Annotated in this window: 9 protein-coding genes; all 9 read right to left on the reverse strand. The window is 50.4% G+C overall.

The genetic code is table 11. The annotated features are described in order from the left end of the window. Window positions 1–42: 42 nt before the first annotated feature. The 9 genes from tssA to ACF2G4_RS08950 all read right to left on the reverse strand — a co-directional run bounded on the left by tssA (window position 43) and on the right by ACF2G4_RS08950 (window position 13517). Window positions 43–1638, reverse strand: a complete 1596-nt coding sequence (gene tssA / locus ACF2G4_RS08910; RefSeq protein ID WP_409075895.1) for a type VI secretion system protein TssA — start codon at window positions 1636–1638, stop codon at window positions 43–45. Continuing rightward, complete coding sequence (locus tag ACF2G4_RS08915; protein ID WP_409075896.1) at window positions 1638–5051, reverse strand: ImcF-related family protein; 3414 nt, start codon at window positions 5049–5051, stop codon at window positions 1638–1640. Before ACF2G4_RS08915 ends, tssA begins: the two co-directional genes overlap by 1 nt. Beyond that, complete coding sequence (locus ACF2G4_RS08920; protein WP_409075897.1) at window positions 5038–6195, reverse strand: hypothetical protein; 1158 nt, start codon at window positions 6193–6195, stop codon at window positions 5038–5040. Before ACF2G4_RS08920 ends, ACF2G4_RS08915 begins: the two co-directional genes overlap by 14 nt. A 3-nt stretch (window positions 6196–6198) precedes the next feature. After that, window positions 6199–6465, reverse strand: a complete 267-nt coding sequence (locus ACF2G4_RS08925) for a PAAR domain-containing protein (protein WP_409075898.1) — start codon at window positions 6463–6465, stop codon at window positions 6199–6201. Window positions 6466–6500: 35 nt separating this feature from the next. Further along, window positions 6501–7256 (reverse strand): hypothetical protein, encoded by a 756-nt coding sequence (locus ACF2G4_RS08930; RefSeq protein WP_409075899.1) that lies wholly within the window; start codon window positions 7254–7256, stop codon window positions 6501–6503. 203 nt (window positions 7257–7459) lie between these two features. Continuing rightward, on the reverse strand, window positions 7460–8206 hold the full coding sequence (locus tag ACF2G4_RS08935; RefSeq protein WP_409075900.1) for a hypothetical protein: 747 nt from the start codon (window positions 8204–8206) through the stop codon (window positions 7460–7462). Window positions 8207–8353: 147 nt separating this feature from the next. Next, window positions 8354–9100 carry a hypothetical protein gene (locus ACF2G4_RS08940; RefSeq protein WP_409075901.1) on the reverse strand — a complete coding sequence of 249 codons (747 nt, stop codon included), beginning with the start codon at window positions 9098–9100 and terminating at the stop codon, window positions 8354–8356. After that, window positions 9097–10974 (reverse strand): lipase family protein, encoded by a 1878-nt coding sequence (locus ACF2G4_RS08945; RefSeq protein WP_409075902.1) that lies wholly within the window; start codon window positions 10972–10974, stop codon window positions 9097–9099. The genes ACF2G4_RS08940 and ACF2G4_RS08945 overlap by 4 nt, the downstream gene beginning before the upstream one ends. Next, window positions 10971–13517, reverse strand: coding sequence for a type VI secretion system Vgr family protein (locus tag ACF2G4_RS08950; protein ID WP_409075903.1), 2547 nt, complete (start codon window positions 13515–13517; stop codon window positions 10971–10973). Before ACF2G4_RS08950 ends, ACF2G4_RS08945 begins: the two co-directional genes overlap by 4 nt. Window positions 13518–13729 lie beyond the last annotated feature (212 nt).

Below are 13729 nucleotides of genomic sequence, written 5' to 3' on the forward strand. Positions count from 1 at the left end.
CTTCCATAAAACATCTGGCATATTCAAAAAAATTGGTAACCGTTAGCCACACAACACAGCCGCCCGCACCGGATCGAGTGCTATCAGTCCGGCAAGCAGGTGTTCCATTTCCGGCTGCAGACGGGTTTTGTCGCTTTCACTGCGCCCGGCTTTCATACGCAGCAGTTTCAGATGACGCGCACGCACTTCAAACAACAGCCCAGGTTCCCACTGCGCAAGTGTCAACCCCTCCGCCTGTGAACCCAGTTCAGAGAACAGGTGTGTCGCCAGCTCATTTTTACCGTACTGCTCCGCAATACGTCCCATCAGCAGGCGCACCAGCCATTTCTGGCGGGCGGTGGTAATACCAGGCCGGTTCTGCAGCCAGTTCAGCGCCGCCTCAGTGCCGTCACTGTCAGCAAGGGCGAGTGCTTCCGGTTCCAGTTGCAGAATATCGCTGTCAGCGCTGCTGTCCGGGACGGCGGTCACTCCACCATCCCAGGCGCTGGTTGACTCCATAACACTCTGCTGTATCCAGCTTTGGGTCACTTCATCTGCGAACGGGGTACCATCATTAAAGGCCAGCGTTTCAAGTCCCTGCAGACGAGTCAGTAGCCCTTTCAGGTCGGCGGCAATCATGTCAGCCAGCACACTCTGACCCGACTTCACCAGCCCCTGATGGATATACCACTGCAGGTCGAGCCACAGGTGATTGGCACCGCGAGAGAACAGGCTGTCGGCCTGCTCCAGTATTTCGCTCCAGCTCTGCTGCAGGTACAGGCGTTTAAGCAGCGCGCGCTGGTCCGCTTTGGGCGGCTCAATGCGGGTACGCCCGTCACCCGCCATCACAGGCAGTTCCGCCAGCGTGTCGTGTCGCAAGCTTTTCATCAGGTGGTGTGCAGCAAGCCAGCCGCCGGGCTGTTCCTGAAGGTAAGCGGTTAATGTACGCCCCTGTGCCAGCAAATCCTGCCCGGAGGTGATGCGGCCCAGTTCAGGTGTGTGACCGTGGGGAGCTGAAGAAGAAGCTGTCGCGTCACTGGCGTTCTGCGGGACGACGGCATTAACACCGCCGGCACTCACCAGGCGGGAGGCCAGCGCGCTGTACAAACCGCCCAGCTGTGGCCTGCTTTCCTCCGGCTCCTTTCCAGCTAACTGCGCCATCAGTAAAAGTGCGCCCACAGTACGGCACGCATCGCTCCTGACCACTTCCGGATAAAGGGACAGGCTGTCCACCATCCGTGAACCCGCTAACCATTCGAGTGCGGCTTTGCGGCTACGTTCACGCCGGGGATGCAGTTGTGCACCAAAACGTTCCAGCAACCCGGCCAGCAGTTCCAGTCCGTCAGCAAGCCCACCCTCACCTTCCCGGTGCAGTTTCGCCCAGCAGTAGTAGGTGGCGACCCGGATATCTTTTGCCGTGGTGGTGAGCAGTTTCTCGGCAAGCCGGCAGACGAGTTCCGTGTCCGCACCGGTGAGCTTATTGACCTCTTCTCGCATCTGCTGGAAATCATCGTCATAGCTGGGGTCCTCTCCGGCCGGTGAAGTGCCGGACACCGGCAGCAGCCAGTTGCCCCACAGCGCAACCCGCTCCCGCGTCTGCTGTAGTAACGACACCTGTTCTGCCTGGCAGGCACTGAGTAGGGAATGAAGTGATGGCATCAGTACATCTCCTCTGCGTCTGACCCTGACAAGGAAGCCTGCATCTGCGAGGTATCCACACTAAAAATCTTCTCCGGCAGGCGGAAGTTGCGCAGCTTAAGCAAAGCCAGCGGACCTTCTCCGGCTTCGGTACGCAACGTGTAATTGAGGTTGCGCCCGTCCTGCGCTTTCCAACGCAGGTTGTAGCTACTGGCCACGCCCGAATTGTCGCTGACAGAGGCCTTATCCAGTAGGCGTATCCACCCCCAGGCCCCCGGAACATCGGCATACAGACGGGTGCCGGCCTGGGTACTTATCCAGCTTAATGTCGCGCCCGGCGCTTCGGTATCCGCAGGCCAGCTAAAGCGTTTCCATGCTGGCATCTGATTCACGTAGGTGAGTTTCTGGCTGTCGATAATCATGTCGGTCTGCATCACCCCACTCGCCGTGCCCGGACGCAGTTCGAAATGCATCCCGGCATTGCCCTGCGGGAAGGCAACGTCAGAGAGTCGGCTCAGCGTGTTAATGGCCTTCAGAAAGGCCGGGTTAAACGTGAGCCTCTGTGAATTCATGCTGTCTGGCACCCAGCGACTCCCTTCCCGGTGCAGCACGCCTTTAAGCCGCGTCTGCAGGAACTGGGCAATACGGCCCGAGTCGGTATTCAGGTATTTCGCCAGTAACGGCAGGGAAACCTCACTGCTGGCATCACTGAAGGGATAGCGCCCACCGAAAGCACTGTTCCAGTCGCTGACCACCGCCTGTTGCCACTGGGCGTTCAGGCTGTCTGCTGCCGGCGTCAGTACCTGCTGCCAGGCCTGCTCCAACGGGTTCACAAATACTGTCTGCCCAAAACCGCTCCACTCCTGCCCGAGGCCGGCGGCAATCAGGCTGCCGTAGTCACGGATTTCGGTCAGGTCGACCGCCTTGCCCTGGAATACCGTCTGAGCAAGGGTCTGGGTCATGGCCTGCGGGTCGGCCGCGTTGGTCACCTGTTGCAGGCGCAGGCGCACCTGCGTCACCCGGGTCAGATAAGACTGGAGGCTCTGGAGCTGCGTGCCAGAGCGGGTTTTGTCCATCAGCGCCAGCACCGGGCCAAAGGTCGCGTCCAGCGGACCGTGAACGCCAGCGCTCTGGTCAATCGCATCCTTATTGTCCCCACCCAGCAGATTCTTCGCCGACTTCACCAGAGAATCCGAAATCGCTTCGCCGGTCTGACCGGTGCGCCCCTGCACGTTCAGGGTGTTCATCAGCGCCACCAGAGGCGACTGACGTACATCGGCCATCAGGGTCAGCTGGTCAATCGAGTCAGACAGCGTGGCCGCGCGGTTAAGCCGCAGGCTGTTGAGAAACGCCAGCCATGCGCTGCTAAAATCGGCAAAGTAACGCTCCATCAGGCGCTTTTTCAGCGCTTCCGGCGAGGTTTCATCCTGTTTACTCACCTGACGCTTACTGTCAGTGAGTACCCAGTCGAGTTCGTCCCGGCGCGCTTTCACCACTTTCTGTATCGCGGGCTGTACCGACTGCTCCCAGGCCTGCCGGGTAAACATTCCCGGCACGATTTCTGTGGTGCTGAACAGGCGGCCGGCGTCGGTATCGCCGGTCATGTCTTCGAGGCGCATATCGACATAGAGGTGTGCCACCTGCGAGAGCATCTTCTGGTACAGGGTCGATTCGCTGTTACGCACGCCCATCAGGCGAACCAGCAGGGAACGCGCCTGGCTGACCCTGTTTTCATCAGCCCGCAGTATCCACTCAGGATGTGTGACCAGCTGTGCGCCATAAAACGACAGCAGCGACGGGGCCAGGCCTTGCCAGATACTGTCTTTCACACCCTCACGCTTCGGCCAGTCATGCAGCAGCGCGGTGCTGAACCAGGCCGCATCCATATGTTTCGGGCGGGCCAGCATCAGGTAAAGTTTAAGCTGGTCATAGGTGGTTTTTGCCATTTTCTCACGCAAGGGACTGTCCGGCGGCAATGAAACAAACGCATCCAGTTGCGCTGTCAGATGGTCAGCGGCCGCATCACGTAACAGCGGTTGTGCGCTGTCGCGATAGCGAGGCCAAAGGGCGGTAAGCAGTTCATCATTACGGTTGAGACCGGCACGCTTATACCAAGGGGCTCCCTGCTCTGAGCGGTACTGCAGGCGGGCCAGTGTTTTCTGTAATGCTGACAACGCCAGTAGACGGTCAGCCAGCGGCTGCTTTTGCTCTGAGGCCTGTGCAGCCTGCGTCTGCGCGCTGACAATCAGGTTACGGTTGTTGATAAAGGAAACCACCATCCAGGCGCCCCACAACACCATCAACAGCGCAAGTACATAAAGCATGACCCGCCACCAGCGGATACCGGGCTGACGCGGACGAAGATCGGCGGGAAGGTCGCGGACAGAATCGGGTAACACATCCCAGCGCTTATCTCTGCCCCAGTGGTGCTGCACAGCACGTTCAGCACCGGCAGAAACCTGACTGAACACCACGCCCGCTAGCGGCAGCGGACGGTACGGATTGAGCAACACCGACAGCGGCGCAGTCACGCTCTCCGGTTCGCGGCTAAGCTGGTCGGCAAGCATCAGCAGGAAGTTATGTTTCACCTCGCCGCAGGTCTGCTGCAGGCCCTGCGAGGTCAAGTCCGGCGTCAGGGCGGACAGTTGTTCTGCCAGCCCTTCGGTGCGACAACCGGCAGGCAACAGACAACCGGTCGCCTGAGTAATGCGTCCTTCCTGCTTACCAGCGCGCGGGTGCAGGGACCAGACATACAACGGAAGCTTCCAGCCCAGCACATCCATATGATCGCTGATGGCATGCGCCAGCGTATCCATGGTGCTTTCAGATGGAACCGGCAGCGGTCGTTCCAGTCCGGGGGCTGAGAGCTGGTCAAACGCTGAAGTGACCCACACCATGCCATCCACCGGACGGCGGCGCAGTTTGCGCAGCGCAGTTAACCAGGCACTGTCTGCGGGCGTATTGAGATCCCCGCCCCACAGCAGCAATGTGCCGCGATCTTCCTGCCAGTATTGAGTGGTTAACCCGGGAGTTAACTGCTCCACCTCACCAGCCGTGCCCGTGATAAGCAGGATGCGGACTTTGCGTGTCCAGCTACGACCATAAAGATTACGCATAGATTCACGGATTTCAGCGACGGTGACGTTGCGGGGAGGAGTTTGTGCTATTCGGGATTCGTCATCCGGCAATTCATCCTTGCGTTTTGCCTGGAAGCGGTGCCAGCGTTGTTGAACTGCCAGCCCGATGATTTTTCCATGTCGAAATAACATCAGGAGGATCATGGCTCCTGCAAAGCCAAGGCATTTCATTCCCGTGGTATTCAAGCCAATTCTGTTCCCATAATGCCAGACGCACCAGGCTACTGCTGCAGCAATCACCGCCGTTAAACCGTAACCACTCCAGCCTCCGCGCCACACTGAACTATCCGTTGTCATTATTTTGATTCCCTGTTGTCACGGTAGTAATAAAACTCTGTTCTTCGTCTCCAGAAAGCACCAGGCAATCAGCATGTTGAAGACCTGCCACGCCACTGGAGAACGCAGCCATCACCCATGGAGAAAAGGGGCCACTTATGCCGACATGATTCTCCAGCCAGTGAAGTTGATCAGCTTTCCAGCTCCCGCCATATTCTTTACTGACATTCAACAATGTAGAAAAGCTGTCTCCCCAACCGACCCGATCACCTATAATACAGCGTGTGGAGTTCGCCTGAGTCTGTGTGGAAAAAAACATGGTGAGCTCATCATGAAGAGCAGACGTGCCTAAAGACATTGGCCGAAGGATGCGAGCACTATGGCTTAACTGATACCTTGCGGTAACATCATCAGAGGCCAGTAATAGAGTAGCCAGAGCATCGCTGTACCGATCTTTCCCTTCCATTTGATGGATGAGGATAAGCTCCACAGAGAGTGTCGGTGACTTCAGCCGCTCATCAATTGAGAGGAAAGATTTTGATTTCAGAATTTCCACCAAAGGAACCGGGCGGTCAGAAGTTATATTTTGCTGCCAGGTTTCAGAAAAGAACTTCTGCAGTGTTGCTTCTTCGCTCCGGGAGTCCGTCAGCAATGCTACGCTGAGGGGTAAATCAACAGGAAGTTGATCTATCATCTCGCGTACACTATTGATCAATAAAGAAAGTCCATTTTTATTTTTCTGAAGGCTGATACGCCTGACTTGTTTAACATGTTGCTCAAGTTCCGCAGGAGCCTGAAGTAGCGTCGCAGGGGTCAAGAATCCGGGTAGAATGACACCACTTTGCAGTACAGCCATATGACGCCCTGCCCAGGCGGTCCATTGCTGCTGGGCATAAGTTGCTTCATCCGATTCAAATCTATGCTTTTCAAAAGCGCTGTTATAACGCCAGCCACGCAAGCAAAGGAGGAAAAACCAGACAAGCACCGGACCTGCTGCAACAGACCACGGGTTATATTGTTGCAGAGGTCCCGATAACTGATTTACATGAAGCACAAATAACAACACTCCGACCACCAGAGTAGCGACACCACCAATAAACCACAGAATAAGAGAGGGTTCCTCGGGCAAATCTGCAACGGTGGATTTCTGACGTTCCCAGCCCATAACTTATCCTATTGCACAATCCGGTGCGCTAGACATTACCTGGCAACCACATTCACAATGGCAACCATCCACTACAATTGCTTTGCCATCGGATGACCATTCCGGTGAACCTTCAATGATCTGATTAGTACCGTGACCTTCTACCGGGCAACTTATTTCGTCACCGATAAGAGCTACCTTTTTACCATTGACGACCATAGTCGATGATGCAGAAATTACTTCACCACCGTGAGTGGTTTTATCGCCGAGCAACACGAAACCTTTAGACATATTTTATTTACCTCGATATTTCTATTATAAATATTTTAATGGCTTTTCTGTTTAACGAAGTCATATTTCATTTTTTCTGAGTTTGAAAAGCGATGATCTATTATTTTCTCTCCATTAGGGTAAGAGAGAGTGTATCCATCACCTTTATTTTTGGGTGGGGTTGCGTTAACAACCATATCAGAATGGAAAACAGGAATGAATACAATACTATTTGCTTCATGAACACGATAAGTCAGCATGGGTTGCCCTTGCACACTAAGAATTAACACATCCTCATCTGTATTTTTTCTTCTAATTAAAGGGTAGTAATTCTTTTGTATTTCTATAACACCACAAACATCATCATAATTCCCATCTCCCCGAGGAGGTGCATTTTTATCAAAAACAAAAACAATATCACCGGGTATATTTTTCTTAACCCCTCCCCCAAATTTTTGCATGTTATGATATTGAAAATCAAATTTTATGTTGCTTAATTTCCACTCACACTGGCCGCCACCATCAAGAGCAATATTGTTACTCACTATATTGTTCCCTTTTTCCGGATTAAAAGGAACGGTAAGCAGGTGATAACCAGCCCGGGAAGTTATCGCTCCTGTTGAGGTAAATATTTTGTCCCTGCATTTTTCCGAGCGATAAATCACATCCATCGGCAGAATATCTATATCTGCGGGTTTAACGACGGCAATTTTTACAGTTTTACCATGCGGTAGCGGAGATAGATCTTCACTTAGTGCACAGCTACTAAGCGCTAATAAAGGTAACAGGAAAAGAACATTAGCTATTTTCATTCATCATATTCCTTTTTTTTACGGAAGCGCTCCAGCGCAGGCTCTACAACGCGGCAAACAGCCGGTTTCTTTCCTGTTCATTATCCGGGATGCCGGCATCTGACATCTGTTTTTCGAATGCGTCTCAGAACTCTTTGCGTCTTTGTGTTTAAGAATGACGCAATACTATTTAGATATTGGTTAATTTTTTAAAGTTGCTAAATTTATTTTATCAATTTTAGTTTTTCAAAATTAAGCGGGTCGGGACCTTTTGCGTTAGTTGTTTGAGTACCATCAGGATATGTGGTTATAGAATCCTCACCAAATTTCTCTGGTCCTAACACATTAACAACCTTATCAGAGTGGACGTTAGGCTCAAAAAGAATACTTTTTGAATCACTAACTTTATAAGTCAGCATATCTTTATTAATTAGCCTAAGGATTTTAGCATGATCTATCATCCGATCATTTCTAATAAGGGGGTAATAATCCTGTTTAATTACAATATCGCTAAGTATATTTTCATAGTGCCCATCCCCACGAGGTGGGGCGTTTTTATCAAAAACAAAAACAATATCATTAGAAATATTTTTTTTAATATCCGCACCAAACTTCGTCATATCACTAAACTTAAACTGAAAACGAATATTGCTGAGTGTCCACCCACATTTGCCGCCGCCATCAAGCGCAATATTGTTACTCACTATATTGTTCCCTTTTTCCGGATTAAAAGGAACGGTAAGCAGGTGATAACCAGCCCGGGAAGTTATCGCTCCTGTTGAGGTAAATATTTTGTCCCTGCATTTTTCCGAGCGATAAATCACATCCATCGGCAGAATATCTACATCTGCGGGTTTAACGACGGCAATTTTTACAGTTTTACCATCCGGTGGCGGAGATAGATCTTCACTTAGTGCACAGCTACTAAGCGCTAATAAAGGTAACAGGCAAAGAACAATAACTATTTTCATTCATCATATTCCTTTTTTTACGGAAGCGCTCAAAGGTAGACCTTCGGTTTAATTATTTTAGCCACGTAAATCCTCAATAATAATGTACTGAATAATATAAAAAGGCCAAAATCAGCTTATATACATCGAGACTACACATAAGCAAATTCATTTTATTTCATTAAGTTTTTTAAAATCGAGCGGGTAAGAACCTTTTTTCTTGATGGTTTGAGTTCCATCTGGATAAATTGAAAGTGTATTATCGCCAATTTTTTCCGGACCTAATATCTTTACAAGTTTATCAGAATATACATGAGGCTCAAAAAAAATACTCCTCCCATCATGAACCTTATAAGTCAGCATCCTTTCACTTTCAATACTAAGAGTTTTCGCATGATCAATAATGCGATCATATATAACCAAGGGATAGTAATCATTTTTTATTTTTATATCCCCATAGACATCTTCATAATGCCCATTCCCACGGGGAGGAGAGTTGTTGTCAAAAACAAAAACTATATCATTAGGAATGTTCTTTTTAATACCAGCCCCAAATTTCGTCATATCGCTGAACTTAAACTGGAAACGAATATTGCTGAGCTTCCATTCACACTGACCGCCACCGTCCAATGCAACACGGTTACTTACGGTGCCACTACCCATTTCTGACTTAAAAGGTACGGTAAGCAGATGATAACCAGCCCGTGAACTTACCGCTCCTGTTGAGGTAAATATTTTGTCCCTGCATTTTTCCGAGCGATAAATCACATCCATCGGCAGAATATCGATATCAGCGGGTTTAACGACGACAATTTTTACAGTTTTACCATCCGGTGGCGGAGAAAGCTCTTCGCTTAGCGCACAACCACTAAGTGCTAATAACGGTAGCAGGTATAATATATTAGTCCTTTTCATTCATCGTATTCCTGTTTTGTCTTGCGGAAACGCTCAAAGGCTGGCCCTCCTTCAGGCATCTGCTCTGTGACTTTCAGGGTTTCAACCACCAAGCGTTGCAACGCGGCAAACAGCCGGTTTCTTTCCTGTTCATTATCCGGGATGCCGGAGTCTGACATCTGTTTTTCGAATGTAGCGTTGCTCTGTTTCCGTTTCCAGGGAGCATCAGGACACACCAGTTCCACCAGTTGATTGTTGATATACGGTAGATAGGCTGACGGCATAGAATGGTTTAGCGGATTGGTTAACACGGAGTCCAAATCCGGGTTGGTGTTTTTCGGGAAAAACGTCTTCATGCTGTCGGGTGTTAAAGAGCGAATAAATTGTATATCCTGAATTTTCGCCGAGATATTTTTATCTTCTGCTAGAGAAGGAATTAAATAATATTTTGTTTTTTTAGGTAAACGATATTTTATCTTTCTACAATGGGGGGCACTCATCGAGCCTTCACATTGCAAACTTTCCACCACCTGGGTGGTGAAATAGAACAGTACAATGTCACCATGGTGCCAGAAACAATCCCCCATTGTGATGCCTGTAATCTTTTGTGAGAACAGTTCTGCAATAGACCACGTAGTGCCAAGTACGGATCCTATGGGACCATATACCTCATAAAACCAGTTATAGAGGTTAACATCAGGTGGAACGCTGGTAACGGTATCCGAGTCGTTAACGTGCCTGTAATGAGTCACATCCGTAAGCTGAAGGGTAGCGTCGGCGGTAAAAACTCTCGGCATGCCATAGGTGTAGAGTAAGGGTTGAATCGATTTTAACTCTGCGGCATAAATTAAGGCCAACGCACCTCCTAAACTGTGCCCACATAAAAATAATTGTTTCTTTTGACTTATAAATGATTTTATATCATCAAAACTCGAAGGTGACTTATCCTTAGCGCACTCAAAAGCATCTAAAAAACCCTTATGAATTTTACCCGTTGGTGCAAGGTAAGATGGACACTCCTGTGGGCTGAAGGTTATATCCGTCAACCAGTCCCTCGGCTCCTGAGTACCTCGCCAGGCAACAATGACATGTTCATCGTTAGAAATATAAAATAACTGGGTATCATGCTCAATAATATTCCCGGCGGTGGTGGAGAATCGCGGATTAATATAACGCTGGCTAAATGGGACATCTTTGACAACGGCGTAATAATCGTTCGCATCACTTAATTTTGGCGCAGCAGAGAGATCGACACATTCACGCTCGAAATAATGAATAATCTGGACTTCTCTGGAATAAGAAAGATTGGCCATTATCCCAAAGTTGTAGGCATTAACTATCGAATAATCCGTTTGATGGTGCAGTATTAATGACCATGCCCGAAATGGGCAGACTTCAAAAACGTACCGGCAGTTAAGATTTTTTATCGTCTGCCCGGCAAACCGGGTGTCGGGGAAATGGTATTTAGGTGGATTTTCTTTATCTTTCCATTCCGGCATCATCTCAGGAAGAGCATTGCACAGCTGGCCTATTTTCAGATAACGATACTCGTATCCTTCAACAGTTGCTTTGGGTTTTACAGTGGAATCATCCTCAGCCCGCCCAATGCGTCGTAACGCTCTTTTTTCCATCTCCTCAGCAAGCGGGTTTGCCTCAATATGCAAAATAAGCTCAAGAGGATGTAGTCCCTCTATTCGAATAATACCGCTGGCGTCACTTTTGCCGGTGTAAGAAGCACACTGACTTCGGGTCGCTGCATTCTCAGCCACATATGGCATATTGGGAATGGGATTCTCAAGCTCATCCAGCAGTTGAATCTCAACCCAATATTTTTTTTGTTTACCTGTCCAGGCATCCGGATATTTGCATTCGAGAGACGTAGTTGCTGTACTCATGACAGCTCTTCCTTGCTATCAACCATTTCTTCATCAGGAAACTCAACTTTCAAAGCCGATGGCATCGCTGTGAACACCCGCATTGTTTTTCCCTGCTCATCAGAAACCCCTTCATAAATCTCACCTTCCCCGGTTGTTATCCTAAAAAACGTGAAGGGTTGAATTTCTTCGCTCTCGGGATCTTTTAATGTGAAACCCTCGCCGTACCCTTTCGGGAATGTACGCGGTGGGGTATTCAGCGTGGTCGGTCCCATTTTTTGAGCATTAGTACATTTCAGTAAAATATTTCCCGGCGCACCCAGTTCGATATTCCCGCCACTGAGTTTGATATATGCTCCGCCACAGGTAATCGATAATTCCTGGCTGGCATTCATGGTGACTTTCCCTTCGGAGCTGCTTATCGTGATGTCCTGCTGCGCCTCTGCGTTAAGCTCTCCTCCCTGAGCCTGGATATCCACTTTCCCGGCTCCTGCAAACAGTTGCATTCCTGCAGCCTGCGCAAACACACTGACTGTTTTGGTAGCAGCAAGCGTAATTGACTCCCCGGCACTGATATCCGTATTTTTTCCTGACATTAGACCGACGCTTGCGTCACCTGAAGCTACACGCACCGATTTAGGGCTAACAATCCCAATGCCGTCAGGAGCATGCGCCAAGATACCTGCTTGCTTCAGATCATCCAGAGCATTATTAAGTTCTTCCTGGGAGCCTGAATCACCTCGCGTAGCTTCAGCCTTCTGAACAATGTTGCTTAAGCTTTTTGCCAGCGATAGCGCGTTTTTAAGCTGCTGTATCGCCTCTTCCATGTCCATCATTCGCCCCTGTGCGCCTTGCTGTGCATCGGCCGAAATGAACACTCCTTTACCTCCGCGAATGGCCACCCAGTCATCCGTCCGCAATTCAGCCCCTTCACCACGCAGCAGCCTGTCATCATCCACGTTGTGCCCTAAATTAAGCTGTGTCTTGCCCCCGTACTCCGTACTGAGTTTGATGTGCTCTTCGCCGCGCTTGTCTTCCATCCGCAGCTTGTTCAGGCCTGCGGTGCGGATAACATTTCGCGTGCTGTTGGCTTCAGTAACGTGGTCAAGGTGACGGGAATCATGCATAGCATGGGCGATGTACGGCCGGTCCGGGTCACCTTCGTGGAAGGCAATCGCGACTTCAGTGCCCTGTATCAGCGGGAAGTGAAAGCCGTACTTGTCCCCACCGTAAGGCTTGGCGAAACGCACCGGCATGCTTTCCATGCCCTGGCCTTTGTCATCGCGGTCGGCGTCAAATTTCACCCGGTACAGGCCGGCTTCATCCTGCCAGGCATACATATCATTGTCTTTAGCGCTGGTGACGCGGGCTGTCAGCGTACCGCTGATGACCGGGCGTTTTTTAGCCGGCGGACGCCAGCAGCGGGTTTCGCTGTACGGTACTGCGGTCCATTCGACACGCAGGGCATTCTTGCGGCTGGCGGTGTAGCCGGCATTCACGATGATGAGCCCGTTTTCTGTTGCCGAAGGCAAGGTGGGCGCAAGAACTGTTTCGGTGATGGTCAGCACCTGCGCCGGGCTCAGGGTCCCATCAGTACTGCTGCCGGTGACCGTTGTCTGGGTGGACAGGAAGCGTTCATGCTCCATGCGTGCCCAGAAGTTGCCGGTCTCAGCGGTGGGGGTAATTTTGTCGCCACTGTCCAGATGACGCGGACGATAGTGGTACACATCGCCGTAGGTGTTTCCTTCCCCGTCGCCGCGGGTCATATCCGCCGGTGCGGATGTCAGGACTTTCTGCGCTTCACGATGATTGTAATCACTGGCCGTCACCGTACTTTCTACCACGTTATGCCTGACGTTAATGCCCCATACCGAATCCGCCGCATTATCACTCATCCCTGACGGGCTGTTGAGTGGCAAAGATTTACCGAACGTCCACGCACTCTGCTTGTCTGCGAAGTGCACCACTTCGGTCTGGGTGTCCGGCTGCAGGGTAAAGAAGTAAAAAATCCCCACTTCGGCCAGCAGACGCTCAATAAACGCGAAGTCATTTTCCTGATACTGGTTAATCTGTTCACGCTTCGGATAGTCGGCTTTGAGGGTGAACTCATACTCCCAGCCTTTCAGGCCGTGCTCCTGCAATACTTCGGTGACAACTTCCGGTACCGACTTATTGACAAAAAAGCGGTGGGTACGAAATTGCTTGCGCAGCAGAGACAGGAATGGCTCGATAATAATCTGGTACGTCGCCTGATCGCGTGAACCGCTGATACGCTTGAAATGCGTTACCACCCCATGCACTACTTTCTGCCCGGTCAGCCCCATCAGTGGCCCGGTTCCCATGGTCAGCCTGACCGGCTTGGTCAACAGTTGCGCTGAACTGATATTCTGGTTACTGCTGGTAAAGATAACCTGATAGTAATAAAGCTCACTCATGAACTCCTTGCCGCTGAAAGTTTCCACATCCAGTGATGCTGTACAGGATGGAATATCCAGACGGTAGCGGTTTATTCCGCCTTCAGTTAACGCAGACAGGGTATTTTTAAGCGTATCTGTCAGACTCATGATATTGACTCCATGGGATAACCTGCAGTCCATGACATTCTTGCCGAAGGGCAAGTAACAGGTTTAATCAGGGGTACTCAGCGAGTACGAAAAAGAGTGATTACGGCTCCAGCCCCGAGGGCGCAGGCGAGGGTTTTAATCAGCAACACGTTTATCTTAAAATTATTCATCGCGTATTCACCATCGCTCCTGACGGAAATAAAATGCTTAAC

Origin of the sequence: Pantoea phytostimulans (genome assembly GCF_046118715.1) — a bacterium.
GTDB lineage: Bacteria > Pseudomonadota > Gammaproteobacteria > Enterobacterales > Enterobacteriaceae > Pantoea > Pantoea phytostimulans.